Annotated in this window: 16 protein-coding genes; 9 read left to right on the top strand and 7 right to left on the bottom strand. The window is 66.4% G+C overall.

All coding sequences use genetic code 11. The features are described from left to right. Positions 1-21: 21 nt before the first annotated feature. On the bottom strand, positions 22-516 hold the full coding sequence (locus ACTJI4_RS14280) for a hypothetical protein (RefSeq protein WP_392924354.1): 495 nt from the start codon (positions 514-516) through the stop codon (positions 22-24). A gap of 157 nt (positions 517-673) precedes the next feature. Here ACTJI4_RS14280 and ACTJI4_RS14275 point away from each other — a divergent pair, with 157 nt between their 5' ends. Further along, positions 674-1,144 carry a DUF1456 family protein gene (locus ACTJI4_RS14275; RefSeq protein ID WP_440869716.1) on the top strand — a complete coding sequence of 157 codons (471 nt, stop codon included), beginning with the start codon at positions 674-676 and terminating at the stop codon, positions 1,142-1,144. Positions 1,145-1,396: 252 nt separating this feature from the next. On the opposite strand, the gene ACTJI4_RS14270 is transcribed toward ACTJI4_RS14275, so the two are convergent. Then, complete coding sequence (locus tag ACTJI4_RS14270; protein WP_440869715.1) at positions 1,397-2,101, bottom strand: TorF family putative porin; 705 nt, start codon at positions 2,099-2,101, stop codon at positions 1,397-1,399. 177 nt (positions 2,102-2,278) lie between these two features. On the opposite strand from ACTJI4_RS14270, the gene ACTJI4_RS14265 reads away from it, so the two are divergent. Continuing rightward, positions 2,279-2,668, top strand: a complete 390-nt coding sequence (locus tag ACTJI4_RS14265) for a DUF6165 family protein (RefSeq protein WP_392924359.1) — start codon at positions 2,279-2,281, stop codon at positions 2,666-2,668. Between the two features lie 33 nt (positions 2,669-2,701). Here ACTJI4_RS14265 and ACTJI4_RS14260 read toward each other — a convergent pair whose 3' ends face one another. Together ACTJI4_RS14260 and ACTJI4_RS14255 are read right to left on the bottom strand one after the other, a co-directional pair. Beyond that, on the bottom strand, positions 2,702-3,445 hold the full coding sequence (locus tag ACTJI4_RS14260; protein ID WP_068854509.1) for a FadR/GntR family transcriptional regulator: 744 nt from the start codon (positions 3,443-3,445) through the stop codon (positions 2,702-2,704). 43 nt (positions 3,446-3,488) lie between these two features. Next, entirely contained in the window at positions 3,489-6,377 is a 2,889-nt protein-coding gene (locus ACTJI4_RS14255) for a TonB-dependent receptor (RefSeq protein ID WP_440869714.1), read from the bottom strand. 433 nt (positions 6,378-6,810) lie between these two features. Between ACTJI4_RS14255 and ACTJI4_RS14250 the strand changes: the two genes are divergently transcribed. Genes ACTJI4_RS14250 through ACTJI4_RS14225 form a run of 6 tightly spaced genes read left to right on the top strand, consistent with a single transcriptional unit; the run spans position 6,811 to position 15,602 of the window. Beyond that, complete coding sequence (locus ACTJI4_RS14250; RefSeq protein ID WP_440869713.1) at positions 6,811-8,976, top strand: chondroitinase-B domain-containing protein; 2,166 nt, start codon at positions 6,811-6,813, stop codon at positions 8,974-8,976. Next, entirely contained in the window at positions 8,973-11,210 is a 2,238-nt protein-coding gene (locus tag ACTJI4_RS14245; RefSeq protein WP_440869712.1) for an oligoalginate lyase, read from the top strand. Before ACTJI4_RS14250 ends, ACTJI4_RS14245 begins: the two co-directional genes overlap by 4 nt. Beyond that, complete coding sequence (locus ACTJI4_RS14240) at positions 11,207-12,496, top strand: MFS transporter (protein ID WP_392924370.1); 1,290 nt, start codon at positions 11,207-11,209, stop codon at positions 12,494-12,496. Before ACTJI4_RS14245 ends, ACTJI4_RS14240 begins: the two co-directional genes overlap by 4 nt. Positions 12,497-12,535: 39 nt before the next feature. Continuing rightward, complete coding sequence (locus tag ACTJI4_RS14235; protein ID WP_440869711.1) at positions 12,536-13,291, top strand: SDR family NAD(P)-dependent oxidoreductase; 756 nt, start codon at positions 12,536-12,538, stop codon at positions 13,289-13,291. Between the two features lie 29 nt (positions 13,292-13,320). Beyond that, a complete protein-coding gene (locus tag ACTJI4_RS14230; protein WP_440869710.1) occupies positions 13,321-14,502 on the top strand; it encodes a GDSL-type esterase/lipase family protein in 1,182 nt (393 codons plus the stop codon). Further along, on the top strand, positions 14,499-15,602 hold the full coding sequence (locus ACTJI4_RS14225; RefSeq protein ID WP_440869709.1) for a sugar kinase: 1,104 nt from the start codon (positions 14,499-14,501) through the stop codon (positions 15,600-15,602). Before ACTJI4_RS14230 ends, ACTJI4_RS14225 begins: the two co-directional genes overlap by 4 nt. Here the strand turns inward: ACTJI4_RS14225 and ACTJI4_RS14220 are convergent. Further along, positions 15,599-16,012: an NUDIX domain-containing protein gene (locus tag ACTJI4_RS14220; protein ID WP_392924381.1), complete on the bottom strand. Its 414-nt coding sequence runs from the start codon at positions 16,010-16,012 to the stop codon at positions 15,599-15,601. The two genes, ACTJI4_RS14225 and ACTJI4_RS14220, sit on opposite strands and share 4 nt — an antisense overlap. Before the next feature lie 194 nt (positions 16,013-16,206). Continuing rightward, positions 16,207-16,779 (bottom strand): OmpO family porin, encoded by a 573-nt coding sequence (locus tag ACTJI4_RS14215; protein WP_392924384.1) that lies wholly within the window; start codon positions 16,777-16,779, stop codon positions 16,207-16,209. A gap of 853 nt (positions 16,780-17,632) precedes the next feature. On the opposite strand from ACTJI4_RS14215, the gene ACTJI4_RS14210 reads away from it, so the two are divergent. Then, positions 17,633-17,992: a DUF1428 domain-containing protein gene (locus ACTJI4_RS14210; protein ID WP_282248375.1), complete on the top strand. Its 360-nt coding sequence runs from the start codon at positions 17,633-17,635 to the stop codon at positions 17,990-17,992. A 48-nt stretch (positions 17,993-18,040) separates the two neighbouring features. On the opposite strand, the gene ACTJI4_RS14205 is transcribed toward ACTJI4_RS14210, so the two are convergent. Next, positions 18,041-18,718, bottom strand: a complete 678-nt coding sequence (locus ACTJI4_RS14205) for a hypothetical protein (RefSeq protein WP_440869708.1) — start codon at positions 18,716-18,718, stop codon at positions 18,041-18,043. Between the last annotated feature and the right edge of the window lie 5 nt (positions 18,719-18,723).

The raw sequence follows: 18,723 nt of genomic DNA, 5'->3' as shown, positions 1-18,723 counted from the left end.
TGTTGGCGGGGGCTGGCGGAATCAGCGGATGCGGAACACCCGGGCCTTGGGCAGGTCTTCATCCACCTGCAGGAACCAGCGCCCGGCAATGCCCGGCACCACCACGATGGGCGGATTGCTGCGGCCGGGCTTGAGCTTCATCTCGCCCTTGAGCACCTGCCACTGCTGGCCGTTGTCGAGGGTGAACACGGTGCCCGGCTGCCAGCCATCGACCTGGCCGGTGACGCTGGCATGGATGGGGCCATCGTCCAGGCCGGGGAACATCGGGGCCGGGGTGGGCGCGCCGGGCAGCGCGGCCGGGGCGACTGCGGCGGCCACCGGGGCCGGCGCCGGGGCGCGGGCCTCGGCCTCGCGCAGCAGGCGGTTCAGGGACTGCAGCTGGGCGGGGGTGAGCCCCACTTCGGCCAACTGCTGCGGGTCCACGCGCTGTTCAATCGCCACATACGGTGCCTGGGCCGAGGCCGTTGCGGCCAGCCAGATCATGCCCACACCCGCCAGAACCTGCCACCTGCGCATTGCCTGCTCCACTGCCTGTTGATGCCCGAGGAGCGCACTGTGCTTCACTTTCATGGCAGCCAGATGACAGCCCGAACGGGCCTTTTCGGGGTCCGGCGGCTGGTGGGGGTAAAATGGCAGCCAGCCACGCAGCCGCGTAGGCGGTATTGGACGTCTCATGATCAACAACGATGTACTGCGCAGCATCCGTTACATGCTCGACCTGAGCGACGGAAAGATTGCGGAAATCTGTGCCCTGGCCGACCCGGCATTCGTGGTGGACAAGGCCGATGTGCCCGGTTGGCTGCGCAAGGAAGACGAGGAAGGGTTCGTGGCCTGCGACGACCGCACGCTGGCGCACTTCCTGGATGGGCTGATCGTGCAGTTCCGCGGCCGCGATGAAACCCAGCCGCTGCGCCCGGTGGAAAAGCGCATCACCAACAACCTGGTGCTGAAGAAGCTGCGCGTGGCGTTCGAACTGAAGGATGTGGACATGCATTCGATCTTCGAGAGCGCGGGGTTCCCGGTGTCTAAGCCGGAGCTGTCGGCGTTGTTCCGGCAGCCGGATCACAAGAATTTCCGCGCGTGCGGCGATCAGCTGCTGCGTAATTTCCTGAAGGGTTTGACGCTGCGCGTTCGCGGGGCGTAAGGCGGTGCTTCGTTTTCGGTCCATGCGTTAAAGGGCCGATTGACCGTATCGGCGGTCGTTTGGGACCCGACCCTACCCTTCCGGCGCGCCGACGTGCAGGTTTTTGCGCACCGGCTCTGGTCGGTGCGCATTGGCGATGCGGCATGGGCGACGCCGGTAGGGTCGCATCCCTATCGACCGCACGCGCGGGTGGGTACCCCGGTAAGGCATGACCGTTGGCGAAGAGGCGCGGTTTCAATCACCGCCCGCACCTCAGAACGTGGTCTGCACCGCGAATTCCACCCGGGAGCCGGCGTTGCTGCCGAACAGGCGCTTGGCGGCGCGATCGGTGTCGTGCGCGGTCAGGCGCAGCTCCCAGGGGCCGTGCACCTTCCAGATGGCGCTGAGCTGGCCGTGCAGGTAATCTTCGGCGTACGCGCTGTCGAGCCAGTACTGGCCGAGCGCGCCCTCGATGCGCCACTGCTCGCCCAGCGGTACGCGTGCGCCCAGCTGGGCGTAGGTGCCGGTGCGGCCGCTGGCCAGGGCATCATCGGAAGCACCGACGCTCACCCAGTAGCGCTCCTTCCAGGTCAGCGTGCTGTTGAGCTCGGTCCAGTCCAGGTCCACGTCGGTGGACGGGTACCGGTAATCGGTGAGATTGACGTCCAGCGCCCAATCCGGTGCCAGCGCACCGCTCCAGCCGGCGACGATGTCGAACTCGCTGCGTGCACCGGCATCCGGTTCGAACGACACGCCCGAGCCCCAGACCGAGGCATACCAGCCCGATTCGCTGCTGAGCTTGACCCCGGCCTGCACGGTGGGATCTTCCGTCGTCTGCGAGCTGCCGCGCCAGACATAGTCGGAGGTCAACGTGGCGTTGCCATCCACGCCTGCCAGCGCCGAACCACTGAGCGCCAGGCCAAGTACCACGCCGCTCACCCGGCGCACTGCGCGCCCTGTTTCCTGCTTTGCCACCACGTGCACCACTCCAGAATACGGCCGAGCCGTTGAAGCGCACAGTGTGGTGAGCGCGCCCGTAAAGGCGCCATGCGGCGTAGCGGCGTGGCGCGCAAATTCGGCGTAAAAGCTGCCCACCAGACCTTCAGGCGGCCCGCGCTATCATGGCGCCCCTGACTGACCTGCAGCGAGAATGGCGTGGACGCGATCCTGACCCCGGTATCGATTGGCGAGCTGATCGACAAGATCACCATCCTGGAAATCAAGGCCGAGCGCATCACCGATGCGGGCAAGGTCGCCAACGTGCGTACCGAGCTGGAGGGACTGCTGCCGCTGTGGCAGGAACAGCTGGCCGCGCAGCCAGGCCTGGATGCGTTGAAAACCCAGCTCAAGGAAATCAACGTGCGGATGTGGGACATCCAGGACCAGCTGCGCGACAAGGAAGCGGCGCAGGTGTTCGACGATGAGTTCATCCAGCTGGCGCGCGGTGTTTATGGCACCAATGGCGAGCGGGTGAAGGTAAAGAACGAGATCAACCGCATTGCCGGGTCGCAGTTGGTGGAAGAGAAGCAGTACCAGGGGGAGTGATTGCGCCAGCCACGCAGGGCGTGGCTGGATCCCTCAACGGGCGGTAGCCGCCAGGAACCGTTCCCGGTCCTGCTGGGTGCGCCGGCGGATCTCTGCCAGCGCCTCATTTTCCGTAGCTTCCAGCATCGATTCGAACAGCCGCTGGAAGTGATTGCGCATCGCCGTGCGCGCCGCGCCCGGGTCACGCAGGCGCAGGCCATCGAGGATGGCGGTGTGTTCGTCGTTGCGGGTGTCGCCGTCGTTGTGGCACACGTTGGCATACACCTGGCGCACCCGCGGCAATTCGTTGCGCATGCGCCAGATCAGCTGCACGCAGTGCTCTACCACCGGGTTGCCGGCAATGCGTGCAATGGCCAGGTGGAACTGGCGGTCAGCCTCGCTGGCCGCCGCCTCGCTCGAGGCCGGGTCGGTCATTGCCGCAATCAGCCCTTCCAGCATCTCAACTTCCGCATCGGTGATGCGGCTGGCGGCCATGGCCGCCGCCTCGGCTTCGATCACCGCGCGGGCGGCGGTGAGGTCGAAGGCCGATACATCCGGCAGCGCGCCAGGGGCGGCCGCCGGACGTGCCTTCACGTAGACGCCCGAGCCGGTCTTGATGGTGATCAGGCCCTGCGCCTCCAGGGCAATTTCCGCTTCACGAACCGTTACCCGGCTCACCCCCAGCCGTTCGGCCAGGTCGCGTTCGCCGGGCAGGCGCGAGCCGGGCGGGAATTCGCCCTTCTCGATCAGCGCGACGATTTCAGCGGCAATGGACTGGTAAAGGCGGGGTTCGGACATCTTCAAGGCCTGGCTGTACGGTGGCTGGGAACCGGAGTTGCGCTTAGAAACGGTAGCGTACCCCCAGATAATACCGCCGGCCGTAGGTGGTGTACTCGCGGAAGCTGCCCAGGATGGGCATATCCGACACCCGCGGCTCGTCCGTGAGGTTGCTGGCCGACAGCGATACCGACAGGTGCTTGTTCACCTTGTAGGTGGCGCGGAAGTCCAGCGCGCCATTGTCGCGCACGTAGCGGTTCTGCGCCGGGTCGCCGACGAACTGCTGGTAGTAGTCGGAGCGGTACTTGTAGATGGCCTGCAGGTCCAGCTTGCCCAGGCCCCAGTACACCTGCGCCGAGGCCACGTGCTTGGACAGGCCGAAGATGTTGGCCGGCTCCACGATGCCCGGGGTGACGATGCCGGTACCCGGGTCGGTGGACTCGCCCAGGCGCAGGTCTTCGGTCTTGAAGTTGGAATGGGCGTAGTTGTAGCTGGCCTTCACGCCCAGCCCGGCGAAGATGCCCGGCAGGTAAGAGAAGCTGTGCGACCCGGTAAGCTCGAAGCCGATCAGGTCGCTCTTCTGGTCGCTGGTGGCCAGCTGCTCAACGGGCACGGTGACGCTCACCCCGTCGATATCGAAGTTCTCGCCCACCACCACCGGCACCGAGCCGCCGTTGAACTGCTTGTAGTACACGGCGGTGGACAGCATGGAATCGGCGTTGGCGTACCACTCCAGCGAGACATCGGCATTCCACGACATCAGCGGGGTGGCGCGCGGGTTGCCGGTGGCGGTGATGTTGCCCAGCGCATCGGCCACGCTGCCGAACTCGGCATCTACTTCATCCAGGTTGAAGCTGCGGCCGTAGCCGAGCGCGGCCAGGTCCGGCCGCGACATCGCGCGGTAGGCACCCACGCGCAGCAGCAGGTCCGGGCGCAGTTCGAAGGCGGCGTTGAAGCTGGGCAGCCATTCGTTGTTGCTGGCCTTGAGCACCTGCCGGGTGAAATCGCCGGTGGGCCGCAGCGTTACGGTGCCGTCGGGATTGTTGACCACGTCCAGCCCGCTGCGCAGGCCCATCGAACGCACGTCGGTGTGCACCCAGCGCACGCCGATGTTGCCGGTGACCGGCACGCCGAACCACTCGCTGCTGTAGTCGCCCATCAGGTAGATGGCGCTGGTCTTCTCGGTCACATCATTGTTGGCCGGGTCGCGCACGTCCGCGCTCAGGCCGGTGTCGTCCACCCCGGTGAAAGCCTTGAACAGGCAGCGGCTGTCGAAGGTGGCCCACTGGTCGATGGTGTTGCCGCTGGCGTTGGCCAGGAAATCATCCTGCGGGAAGGCCTGGCGGCAGGCCTGGTTGGCGGCGCGGATCGCGGCGACATTGGTGGTGGTCACATCCACGGTGTCGGTGAAGTCGGTGTAGGTCGCTTCGGAACGGCGCAGGCCACCCTTGAGCGCGGTGAAGAAGCCGCTTTCGGGGGTGAACGCGGCATCGAAGCGGCCGGCGCGGATGGTGTGCTCGCGGTCCTGCTGGCGGCGGCGGATCAGCGCCGAATCGGTGAAGTTGTCCGGGTTGTTCACGTCGAACGCCGGATCCAGGTAGATGCTGGGCACGTCGCCGCTGTAGTCGTAGGTGTAATCGACATAGCGGGTGTTCTTGATGCCGGCCACCGGCTTGCCGTTGACGTCTGTGCGGCCGGCGCGCAGGCGGGTGGAGCGTTCGATCTGCGAACGCTGGGTGTTGGAGTACGACAGATCCGTGGAGAACATCCACGCCGCGCTGGGCCGCACGATCACATTGAACCCGCCGCCGGTGTATTCCTCCTTGCGTTCAAGGAAATTGCCGGTGGAATCGATGGTGGTGCTGCCGGTGTGGCTGAGCAGCGCGCCGTCGTCGCTGACCACGCGGTTGTTGAGGTTGCGCATCATCGATGACAACGTCAGGTCTGAGCGGTCTTCGGTGTAGTCGCGCTTGGAGTGCTGGTAGTCCAGGTTCACTTCCACCGCGTCATTGGGCCGCCACTGCAGCGCGCCGAACTGCGAATCGCGCTTGTCGTGTTCGATGAACTGGCGGTACAGGCGGCTGCCGGGCACCAGGTAGTACGGCACGCCATTGGCCACGTCGTTGCCGTTGACCTGGGTGCAGTTGCGGGTGGCGCCGACCACTTCGCGGCCATCGCAGGCCGCCCAGGTGGTGCTGCTGGAAAACATTTCCTCCGGGTTGCTGCCTTCAAGCGCCTGCAGGCCAAGCGAGACGCCGAGCTTGCCGCCGCCGCTGAAGTCGAACTGATCGATGTAGCTGGCGGTACCGCGCCAACCCACGCCGTCGCCGTCCTTGAGGCGGTCGTCGTATTCCTGCCAGGTGCCGCGCCCATCCAGCTGGAAGGTCCGCTTGCCGTACTCGAGCGGCTTGACGGTTTCCATGTTGACGGTGCCGGCGGTGCCGCCTTCGACGAAGTCGGCGCGCTGGGTCTTGTAGATGGCCACGGTGTTGATCAGCTCCGAGGGGAACTGGTTGAAGTTCACCGAGCGGTCGCCGCTGCCGTTGGTCGCCTCGCGGCCGTTGAAGGTGGATGAGCCCAGGAACGGGCCCAGCCCGCGGATCGAGATTTCCGAGGCGCCGCCCTTCTCGCGATGGGTGGACGCGCCGGTGATGGTTTCGATGGCTTCGCCGATGGACAGCGCCGGCAGGTCGCCGATGTCTTCGGCCGAGAGCACGTCGGATACCACGGTCTCATCGCGCTTCTTGTCGATCGAGGTCTGGATGGTGCCGCGGGTGCCGGTCACCTGGACCTGGTCCAGGGTGGTGGCCTGCGCCGGGGCGGTAGCTGGGGCAGCGTCCTGGGCGTGGGCCAGCGGCACGGCCGCGGTCGCGCACAGGGCATAGAACAGCGCGCTGTGCAGCGCGGTGTGGCGGAAGCCTCGTGGCGAGGCCGTACGGCGGTCATGCAACATCGTGATCTCCCTCCCAGGATGGATCGTCCGAATACACGGATTCGATCCGGAAGATTCACGGTTGAAGGACCAATGTCAATCAATTGGTACTAAAATCTACCCCGCACATCCTCCTAGACCAGTTTCCGTCACTTTTATGTGCGTATGCAGCAGATATTTGCGCAAATGGCTTACCAGCTACGGCTAAAGTGGTATGTGATTTTGGTTGACGTTGTCGCGCCTGAGGCTGTTACCATCCGGACTCGCGTTGGGGTCTAAGGTGATCTGGGAGGGTTAGCCTGTGGCACAGCAACAAGATGTGGGTGTGAGTGAGGCGGTACGGCGTTGGCTTGGGTGGGGTCCGCGCCCCATGAAAGGCGGGCGTCATTGCATTGAGCGCGTAGCCACGCGCCCGGGACCCGCCGCCCGACACGGGAAATGGTTTTCAACGGGGTTGGCACTGGCGCTGCTGCCTGGCGCTGTCTGGTCGGCTGACCATCTGGTGCATGACGCTGCTGGGTACGCTGCTGTTGCCAAGGGCTTGAAGGCCGGTGACACCGTGATCCTGGCGGATGGTGTGTGGCGGGACGTGGATCTGCTGCTGACGGGGACCGGCACAATTGGTCAACCAATTCGACTGACCGCGCAGACACCGGGGAAGGTGATCCTGAGCGGGCAGTCGCAGCTGCGGCTGGCCGGGGCCTATCTGGAAGTCTCCCACCTGGTGTTCCGCGATGGCTGGGCGCCGGGCGGCGAGGTGGTGAGCTTCCGCAGTTCCTCCAAGGCATGGGCCGAGCACAGCCGGGTCACCGGCATCGTGATTGATGGCTACAACAAGCCCGACCGCGCCCAGTCCGACAACTGGGTGGCGATGTACGGCAGATTCAATCGCTTCGACCACAACCAGCTGGTGGGCAAGACCAACGCCGGCACCACCCTGGTGGTGGTGCGCAATGCCACCAGCGGGTTGGACAACCGCCACCGCATCGACCACAACTGGTTCGGGCCGCGCCCCAACCTGGGCAGCAACGGGGGCGAAACCATCCGCGTAGGCACCAGCCACGATTCGCAATCGGCCTCCAACACGGTGGTGGAGAACAACTGGTTCGAGCACTGCGATGGGGAGGTGGAGATTGTCTCCAACAAGTCCGGCGGCAACCTGTACCGCGGCAACGTGTTCAGGGAATCGCGCGGCTCGATGGTGCTGCGCCACGGCCACGGCAACGTGGTGGAGCGCAACATCTTCCTGGGCAACGGCAAGCCACATACCGGTGGGGTGCGGGTAATCAACCGCGACCAGATCGTGCGCGACAACTATTTCGAAGGCGTGGCCGGCGATGGCTTTGCCTCGGCGCTGGCAGTAATGGCCGGCACCCGCGATGCCCCACTGAACCGCTATGAGCAGGTCGACAACGCGTTGATCAGCCACAACAGCTTCGTGCAGGCGCGTTACCTGTTCCTGGGCGCGGGCCTGGACGACGAGCGCAACGCGATGCCCGTGCGCAGCAAGATCGCCGACAACCTGTTCGTCGGCGATGGCAGCGGCGAGCTGCTGCGCACGCAGGGCGAGCTTTCCGGCATTGCCTTCAGCGGCAACGTGCAGAGCCCAACGGCCTCGCCCGGTTTCCCGAACGGGGTGGAGGGACGCAGCCTCACCCTGCAGCGCGCGGCCAATGGCCTGCTGTATCCGCCGGCCGGCATCGAGGTGGGCGCGCCACGCGACCTGGCGCCGGTAGCGCGCGATCAGGTCGGCGTGAGCTGGTATCCCAAGCAGGTCACCCGGACCGCGCTGGACAGCGGTCGCGCGCACCGCGTCACGCCGGGCGAAGACACCCTGGTGACGGCGGTGGCGGCGAGCGCAGCGGGCGACCGCCTGCAACTGCAACCCGGCGACTACCGCATCAGCCAAGTGCTGGCGGTGAACCACCCGCTGAGCGTGATCGGCCCGGCCAAGGGCAAGGCCACGCTGCGCTTTTCGCGGCCCTCGCTGTTCGAGATCCGCCCCGGCGGCTCGCTGCGCCTGTCCGGGCTGGAGATCGACGGCAGCCTGGCGCCGGATGCTGCCGGCAATGCGGTGATCCGCGTACCCCCGGGCAGCCAGGCCTTCGATTACGCGCTGGAGATCGCCAACAGCCGCATCCACGACCTGACCAGCAACAAGGCCTTCGATGTGATCAACACCGGCAAGGGCACGTTCGCCGCGGCGATCCGGCTGCAGGGCGTGACGGTGAGCGACATCAGCGGCAGCGTGATCGCCGCCGCCTCCGAAACCGACGACCTGGGCACCTACAACGCCGAAACGGTGGAGGTCGTCGATTCGATCTTCCAGCGCATCGGTGGCCCGCTGGTGAACCTCTACCGTGGCGGCACCGATGAAAGCACCTTCGGGCCGGCCTTCGTGCTCCGCGGCAGCCACCTGGAACAGGTGGGCAGCGCGGGCGACACCAGCCTGCGCCTGCATGGCGTGCAGCAGGCCCACCTGAGCGATACCACCTGGCTGCGCAGCGGCCGGGTGCGTTTCACCCATCAGACAGGCGAGCCACGCCTGCGCCTGCGCAACACCACGTTCACCGCTACGGCGGCGCTGCAGTCCGATATCCCAGCCGAGACTTTGCCATGACGCGTTCCACGTCCCTGATGCTGCTGCTGGCGGCCACTTTCAGCGCCGCCGCGCTGCCCGCCGCGCAGGCCCAGGCGCCCAACGCGACCACGCGCGGTGCCGAAGCGGGCAGCGCACCGGTGCTGGTCACCGCCGCCCAGTGGGAGCAGATGCGCCGCGATGGCGCCGGCTACCCGGTGTTCGCCAAGGAACAGGCGCGTGCCGAGAAGCTGGTGCGCGCGATGATGAAAGCCGGCATCGACGTGCCGGTGCCCAGGGACAAGGGCGGCGGCTACACCCACGAACAGCACAAGCGCAATTACCAGGCCATCCAGGCCGCGGGCGCGCTGTACCGGCTGACCGGCGACAAGGCGTATGCGGACTTCGCGCGCGATGTGCTGCTTGGCTACGCCAAGCTGTACCCCGGTCTGGGCGCCCACCCGGAAGGACGCGGGCAGATTCCCGGGCGTCTGTTCTGGCAGACCCTCAATGATTCGGTGTGGCTGGTCAACGCGGTGCAGGGCTACGACGCGATCCGCGACAGCCTCCGCGCCGACGAACGCCGCACCATCGACGACAACGTGTTCCGGCCGATGGCGCAGTTCCTGAGCGGCAACCCGGAGAACTTCGACAAGATCCACAACCACGCGACCTGGGCAGTGGCCGCCACCGGCATGACCGGCTACGTGCTGCGCGACCCGGTGCTGGTGGACCAGGCGCTGAAGGGCAGCAGGCGCGATGGCAACGCCGGCTTCCTCAAGCAGGTGGACCAGCTGTTCTCGCCGGATGGCTATTACGAAGAAGGCCCCTACTACCAGCGCTATGCGCTGGCGCCCTTCATCCTGTTCGCCAACGCGGTACAGCGCAACGAACCCGAACGCGGCATCTTCAAGCGCCGCGACGGGGTGCTGCTCAAGGCAGTGGATGCACTGGTACAGAGCAGCTACGGCGGCTACTTCATCCCGATCAACGACGCGATCCTGGACAAGGGCCTGGACACCGAAGAGCTGGTGGCGGGCATCGACATCGCCTACGCCAACACCGGCGATGCGCGCCTGTTGTCGGTGGCCCAGTCGCAGAAGCGCGTGCTGCTCTCGCCCGAAGGCCTGCAGGTGGCCAAGGCGCTGGCTGAAAACAAGGCCAGGCCCTACGCCTTCGTACCCACGCTGCTGCGCGACGGCCCGGACGGCACCGAAGGCGCGCTGGCCATCCTGCGCATGGGCGGCGAAGACGGACAGGCACTGGTGATGAAGAACACCAAGCAGGGCATGGGCCACGGCCACTTCGACAAGCTCAACTGGCTGTTCTATGACAACGGCCAGCGCGTGGTCACCGATTACGGCGCGGCCCGCTTCCTCAACATCGAAGCGAAGGCGGGCGGCATCTACCTGCCCGAGAACACCAGCTGGGCGCGGCAGACGCTGGCGCACAACACGCTGGTGGTGAACGAACAGAGCCACTTCGGCGGCGATTGGAAGCAGGGCCAGCCGCTGGCCCCTGCCCCGCTGCTGTTCGCGGTGACCGACGACACCCAGATTGTGTCGGCGCGCATGGACGGTGCCTACGACGGCGTGAGCTTCACCCGCACCCAGGCACTGCTTTCGCACCCGTCGCTGGGCCAGCCGGTGGTGCTGGACCTGCTGCGCGTGGATGGCAGCAAGCCAGCCCGCTACGACCTGCCGCTGCATTTCAACGGCCACATCATGGACGTGGGCTTCAAGGCGGAGTCGGCGGTGGCCACGCGCCCGGTGCTGGGCAAGGCCAACGGCTACCAGCACGTGTGGGTGGATGCCTCCAGCGAACCGGGCACCGAGGCGCGCAGCCTGACCTGGCTGCTGGATGGGCGCTTCTATACCTACCGCTTCGGCAGTACCGCGCCGGCTCGGGCGCTGATCGGCGAAAGCGGTGCAAACGATCCCTCCTTCAACCTGCGCCGCGAACCGCTGCTGCTGCAGCGCGTGGATGGGCAGGCGTCCACCACCTTCTACGGGGTGCTCGAACCGCATGGCCAGTACGACGGCACCGCCGAGACCGTACGCGGCGCCAACAGCCGCATCGACCGCCTGGCCCACTACCGTGGCAAGGACGCCAGCGTGCTGGTGCTGGACCTGGCCGGTGGCCAGCGCGTGGCGCTGGGCATCGCCGATGACCCGTCCAAGGGCGCCAGCCATGAGGTGAGCGCCGACGGCCAACGCTGGAACTGGAGTGGTGGCTGGAAGCGCTTCGATACCGCCACCGGCAAGGACGGCAAATGAACCTGACCACCCGAACCCGTTCCTACGTGCGTTGGCTGATCGTGGCGCTGATCGCGGTGGCCACGGTGATCAACTACATCGACCGCAACGCACTGGCGGTGATGTGGCCGCAGATTTCCAAGGACGTGGGCGCCACCAAGGAAGACTACGCGCTGCTGGTCACGGTGTTCATGCTGTTCTACGCCGCCGGCCAGTTCGTGTTCGGCCGGCTGTTCGACATCATCGGCACCCGCATGGGCTTTGCGCTGTCGATTGCGGTGTGGTCGATCTCGATCGCGCTGCATTCGGTGACCCACTCGATCCTGTCCTTCAGCATCGTGCGCGCCATGCTCGGCATCAGTGAGGCCGGCGCGTGGCCCGGTGCGGTGAAAGCCAATGCCGAATGGTTCCCGGCCCGCGAGCGCGCCCTGGCCCAGGGTGTGTTCAATGCCGGCGCGTCCATCGGCGCCATCATTTCCGCGCCGCTGATCGCGGTGCTGTTCCTGTGGCTGGGCTGGCGCGGCACGTTCATCCTGATCGGCGCCATCGGCTTCGTCTGGCTGCTGCCGTGGCTGATCATCTACCGCGCCGGCCCGGACAAGCATCCCTGGGTGAGCGCGGCCGAACGTGCGCTGATCCTGGATGCGCCGGCCGAACAGCCGGCCGTGCCCAAGGTCGAATACGTGCCGAACGTGCGCCAGCTGCTGGGCCACCGGCAGACCTGGGGCATCCTCACCACGCGCTTCTTCATCGATCCGATCTGGTGGCTGTTCGTGTCCTGGCTGCCGATCTACCTGGCCGACACCTTCGGTTTCGACATCAAGCAGATCGGCATCTTTGCCTGGGTGCCGTACGTGGGCGCGATGATCGGCAGCCTGGGCGGCGGCTGGTTGTCGGGGCGGCTGATCGGGGCCGGCTGGAGCGTGGACCGCGCACGCAAATGGGTGATCACCCTGGGCGGCGCGATCATGGCCCCGGCCCTGCTGGGCGCGGTGCTGGCCACCGACCCGGTGTGGGCGGTGGTGACCATTGCCTTCGTGCTGTTCGGTTTCCAGATCGCCATCGGCAACATCCAGACCCTGCCCGGCGACATCTTCAACGGCAAATCCGTCGGTTCGCTGGCCGGGCTGGGCGGCATGGCCGCCGTGGCCGGCACGCTGATCACCACCTGGCTGGTGCCGGTGATGACCCGCGACTCCTATGCACCCATTTTCATCCTGGTGGCGGCGCTGGTGCCCGCTTCCCTGCTCGCCCTGTGGCTGGTGACCGGACGCGTCGAGAAGCTCGATGCGCCGCCCACCCGCTGACCTTTTCCCTTTTTCCCCCTCGCATCACTGGAGTACCAAATGAATCAGTTCAAGGACAAGGTGGCGATCGTCACCGGTGGCGGCCGCGATATCGGCCGTGAGATTTCGCTGAAGCTGGCCGCGGCCGGCGCCAAGGTGTGCATCAACTACGCCAACGACGAAGCCAGCGCGCAGGACACCCTGCAGCAGGTGCAGGCTGCCGGCGGCACCGCCATCGTGCACCGCGCCGATGTGACCGATGCGCAGGCCGTGGCCGGCATGGTTGCCGCCACCCAGGCCGCGTTCGGGCCGCAGATCGATGTGCTGGTGAACGTGGCCGGCGGCATGGTGCAGCGCCGCCCGCTGGCCGAGATCGACCCGGCGTTCTTCCACAAGGTGATGGACCTCAACATGAGCTCGGTCTACCTGACCACCCACGCGGTGGTGCCGCACATGCCCGAAGGCGGCGCGATCGTGAACTTCGCCTCGCAGGCCGGCCGCGATGGCGGTGGCCCGGGCGCGTCGATCTACGCCACCGCCAAGGCCGCGGTGATGACCTTCACCCGCGCCATGGCCAAGGAACTGGGCCCGCGTGGCATCCGGGTCAACGCGCTGTGCTGCGGCATGATCGCCACCCGTTTCCATGACGAGTTCACCAAGCCGGAAGTGCGCACCGCCGTGGCCGGCAACACCCCGCTGCGCCGCCAGGGCCGCCCGCAGGAAGCTGCCGACACCGCCGTGTACCTGGCCTCGGACGCCGCCGGCTTCATCTCCGGTGCCAACGTCGACGTCAACGGCGGCACCTACTTCTCCTGATAGACCGCTGACCGCCTGGGAGGGCCGCCATGCTGCGCTGGATCACTGCACTTTCATTTGCACTTGCCACCAGCGCTGCGGCGCTGCCCACCCAGGCCCAGGTCTGGGTACCGGCCTGGACCGCCTCGCCGGCGCCCGACCGCCAGGACGGCACGCCGGAAGCACCGGTGCAGTTCGCCAACCAGACCGTGCGCCAGGACATGCGCCTGGCCAGCTCGGCCACCGCGCTGCGCTTCCGCATCACCAATGAGCTGGGCGTGGCGCCGCTGCATATCGGCGGCGCCACCGCACAGCGCACCGGCACGGCCACACCGGCCAGGTTGGTGACCTTCAACGGGCGCAGCGAGGTCACCGTGCCGGTGGGCGCGGTGCTGCTCAGCGACCCGGTGCCGATGGCGGTGCCGGCCCTGGCCGATGTCTCCCTCACCGTGTATTTCCCCGAACCGACGCAACCGGCGGTGCGGCGCACCGCGCTGCGCATTGCCGACGGCCGCCAGGCCGAGGTCGCCGACACCGTGAAGCTGGCCTACCGGCAGAACGTGGTGTCGGCAGTGCTGGCCGAGCGCAGCACCACGCCGATCGTGGTGGTCGCGCTGGGCGATTCGATCACTGAAGGTGCCACTGCCACGCGCGGCAGCAATGGTGATTGGCCCTCGCTGCTGGCCACCCGCCTCCAGCGGGCATGCCCGGACCAGGTGGTGCTGGTCAACGCCGGCATCAGCGGCAACAAGGTGATGGACCATGGCCGCAGCCACAGCGCGCTGGCCCGGCTGGACCGCGATGTGATCGCGCTGCCGCACGTGGACCGGGTGATCCTGTTCGAAGGCATCAACGATATCCGCCATGACGGCGGCACTCCGCCGGTGGCTGGACGCAACGCCGATGACATGGTGCTGGGCTACCGCCAGGTGGCCGAGCGCCTGCACAGCAATGGTATCCGCGCGATTGCCGCAACGATGACGCCGTTCGGCGGCTCGGACCGCTACGAACCCGTATCGGCCGGCACCCGCACCACCCTCAACACCTGGATGCGCGGAGGCCGCAGTGGCTTCGATGCGCTGATCGACTTCGACAAGATCCTGCGTGATCCGGCCAAGCCGGAATTCCTGCCGGAAGCCATTACCCGCGATTTCCTGCACCCCAACGATGAAGGCTACCGACGCATGGCCGATGGCGTGGACCTGGCCCTGCTGGGGTGCAAGGCACGATGAGCACGCAGCAGTTCCGGCTGGCCCAGCACGCCAGCCCACGCTGGGCCGCGATGGCGCTGGGTGAAGTGATGCTGCGGTTCGACCCGGGCGAAGGCCGGGTACGCAACGCGCGCCAGTTCCAGGTATGGGAAGGGGGCGGCGAGTACAACGTGGCACGCGGGTTGAGCAGTACCTTCGGCCATGCCACGGCGGTACTCACCGCATTGCCGCGCAACGAGCTGGGCCTGCTGGCCCAGCAGCTGATCCAGGCCGGCGGCGTGGACAGCAGCCAGATCGTCTGGCGCGGGTACGACGGCATTGGACGAAACACACGGATGGGACTGAACTTCACCGAGCGTGGCTTCGGCGTGCGCGCGCCGCTGGGGGTGTCCGACCGGGCTTACTCGGCCGCCTCACAGCTGCAAGCCGACGAGTACGACTGGGACGCGCTGTTCGGCGTTCACGGGGTGCGCTGGCTGCATACCGGTGGCATCTTTGCGGCGTTGTCCGAGCACAGCGCTCAGACGGCCATTGCTGCCGTGCGCGCCGCGCGCCGGCATGGCGTGGCGGTGTCCTACGACCTCAACTACCGCGCCAGCCTGTGGAACAGCCACCCGGATCCCGATGCGGCACGGCATGCCAATTGCGCGATCGCTGCCGAGTGCGACCTGCTCGTTGGCGATGAGTACTCGTTCGCGGCCTGCCTGGGCATGGACCTGGCCGACCTCGGCAAGCGCGAAACGCCGATGGATGTGGGCCCGGCCGATGCGGCCGCGCTGCGGGCGATGGAGCGGTTTCCGAACCTGCAGGCGGTGGCCTTCACCCTGCGCGATGCCAGCAATGCTGCACGCAACGGGTGGGCCGGGGCGCTGCGCAACCGCGAGGCGTTGTTCGTCTCCGCCGCGCGTGAAGTGGATCTGCTGGATCGCGTGGGCGGTGGCGACGCGTTCGTCGCCGGTGTGGTGCATGCCCTGCTGGAGGGCCTGGGCGAGCAGGCGGCGGTGGAGCTGGGCGCGGCGCACGGCGCCTTGGCGATGTCCACGCCAGGCGATGCTGCGTGTACCAGCCGCGAGGAAGTGGAAGCAGTGGCGCGCGGGGATGGGGCGGCGGCGCGGCGCTAGAGCCGCGCCAGGCCTTCGATGGCCGAGCGGGTGAGCGGTACGGGCAACGCATCCAGCGCGAACCAGTCCAGCGCGAGGATGGCCTCGGGTTCCAGCCGCGTGGCCTGATCACCTTCCAGCGTGCGCGCCAGGTAGACCGGGGCCACCCAGTGCTGCTGCAGTACCGGCTCGAAGTGGTCCACCACGCACAGCAGGCGCTCCACCGCCACGCGCAGGCCGGTTTCTTCCAGCACTTCGCGCACCACGGTGTCTTCGAGTTTCTCCATCCAGTCCACCTTTCCGCCGGGCAGGCCCCAATGGCCCTGCTCCGGCTGGCGGCCGCGCTTGACCAGCAACACCGCACCATCGGCACGCTGGATGACGGCACCGCAGCCTACGCGAGGCTGTTGCAATGGATTGGAGTCGGGCATGGGGTTCTCCGTAACCTGACGCATTATCGCCTGCAATCGCGCGACCACCAAAGGTGGTCGCCTACCGCGCACCTCGGGCGGTAGGTACCGACCGTTGGTCGGTACGCCCTACGCGCGCATGAAAAAGGCCCGGCAAACTGCCGGGCCCTTGCCGCTACGCCGATACCGCGCGCAGCGAAGCGATCAGACGCCGCTTACCAGCTGAAGCGCGGGCCGACCGACCATTCCTTGTCACCGTGGCGATCCATCTTGATATCGCCGTTAATGCCCCAGTTCTGGTTCAACTTCACCTGGCCACCCAGGCGGCCGTAGAACTGGCCATCCGGATTGATGCCATGCTTCTTGCTGTAATCCTCGTAACCGGCCATCGCGTAGACCTCGGCGTGCTGGCCGAACGCGGTGCGGATACCGGCTTCAGCGCTGTAGCCGTTGAAGTCCAGGCCTTCCTTCGGGTCGAACTTGTTGTAGGCAACGCGGCCCACGAAGTCGGTGCTGGTGGCAATCTCGTGGTTGTAGCCGACGCCGACGCGCCACTGGTCAATCTTGAAGTCGCCGATGTCGGTCTTCTGCTGGTTGTACTCGCCAAACGCGTGGAAGTTCGGCAGGAAGCCGTACGAACCCTTCACACCCCAACCATCGGCCTTGCCACCATCGGCATCGGTCTTGACGTAGTCGCCTTCGGCGTAGTTGTAGGACAGGCCTTCAGCAGCCGAAGCGCCAAACGGCAGAGCGGCGGCGAGTGCCAGAGCAATCAGGGAAGTCTTCATGGGGGTACACCTTTTCTGTTCTACGTTCGTGCAGTGGCAAAGCGGCTGCTGCATCGGGAATGTAAATTCTCCGTTATTCGACACAACGCGCCCTGAAGTGAGCCGCTTTCGGCAACGCGAATTTTTGGCAACCATTCAGACGCGCCGTGTCATATACGCGCGCGCTGCATTTTTGAGGTGTGTCGTGTGTGTTCGCGCTGCACGATGAACGGCGTGTTTACGACACGCTCGTGCAGGAAATGCTGGCGCTGGCAGGGTGGGTTCCGCCGATCGGCACGGTGACGCGTCGCATCCGCGGAAGACGCTGCTTCGATGCTGGTCATGCGTTACCGGATGTGGGATCGCTATCGGCAGTCGTTTGGGAACCGACTCTACCGTTCCCAGCGCCGCGTGGGGTTCGTTGCACCGCATGCGTGATGCCGGCTGAAGGTCCGGCAGGGCGAAGGGAATCCGGTCACGACGATACCCTTGCAGGGCGTCACGCGTTGGGGAAGCCGCTCTTGGGGAGTAGTCGGCTAACGCGTCCATCTTCCGTATTGCACCGGCTGACGCAGCTCTGGCGTCGAACCGCAGGGCTCTTGGGGTGCCCTGCCCGGCGCTTGAATAGTGAGGCGCATAGCGGCGCGCGAGTATCAGGATGTTCCTCATCGTCGTTAAGGGTTTTCTTACCCTGCTTCGCTGCAGCGCAGCGCATTCCCGCCTTAACTCCTTGATTATCCAGCTGGACATGCCGGATTAACGGCATCATCACCCCCCTCAGCCTTAGCTATCGGCGTTGTCGATTTTCCCCACTCCCACGCGTCGTATCCATTGAAGGTGCCCGCCCTGGTGCACCGGTTACCGGAGGCTGCAGATGTCCTATATCGACGGTTTCGTATTGGCCGTACCCACCGCCAACAAAGACAAGTTCATCAAACACGCCAACGAAGGCGATTCGGTCTTCATGGAATTCGGCGCACTGCGCGTGGTGGAATGCTGGGGTGATGACGTCACCCACGGCAAGCAGACCGACTTCTTCCGCTCCGTTGAAGCCAAGGACGATGAAACGGTTGTGTTCTCCTGGATCGAATGGCCGGACAAGGCCACCCGCGATGCGGGGATGGAGAAGATGATGAAAGACCCGCGCATGGATCCGGCCAACAATCCCATGCCGTTCGACGGCAAGCGGATGATCTATGGCGGCTTCGTACCGATCGTGGAACTCAAGAAGTAGCAGGCGATGCAGCGGTCGAACCGACGGCCCAGGCAGCCACCGCCAAGCTCAGCGCGCGTGGCTGCCGTCGTCATCCTGGCCATGGCCCATGCCCATCCCGGCGCCACCGCCGCCCATGCCGCCCGTGCCACCGCCGCCGCCCTTGCCCCCCGCGCGGTCGCCGGCCTCGGCCTTGCCCCGCGCACCACCGGCCGCAGGCCGGGCCGGGCCTTGGCGCGGAATCGCCACGCTGACAGGAATGGGCGCCAGGTCCAGCGCCTCGCGGATGAAGTCGCGCAGCGATACCACCAGCTCGGCAGTAGGCACCGCACGGCCGGCGGCCAGTTCGTTGGCCGCGTGCGCGGCCAGCCGCACCTGTTCGTCGGTGCCCAGCAGCACGATGTCCGAGAGCGCCGCTTCCACCGCATCGCGGATCCGGCGTGCGCGGTCGCTACCGGTGCTGTGTGGCAGCCTCAACGTCTCGTCGCCCTCGCCCGGTGCCTGGCGCAGGTCACGCAGGTGGCGCGGATCGACATGCAGCGCGCCCGTGAACGACCCACCCAGGGTCTTGTAGGCGGCAATGAGCGTGCGCAGCCGCTCGTTGATCTGGCGGTTCTCCCGCTCGCGGCGCTGCTGCAGGGTCTGCATGAACACCAAGCGGATGCCCACGCCGACCAGGGTGATGACCGCCAGCCCGACCAAGGTGGAAAGCATGGCCTGCCAGGAGCTGAAGTCCAGGTTGCGCATCGGCG

This window comes from Stenotrophomonas sp. 22385, from assembly GCF_052045085.1.
In the GTDB taxonomy this organism is placed as follows: Bacteria; Pseudomonadota; Gammaproteobacteria; order Xanthomonadales; family Xanthomonadaceae; genus Stenotrophomonas.
This window is presented reverse-complemented; position numbering and strand designations above follow the sequence as displayed.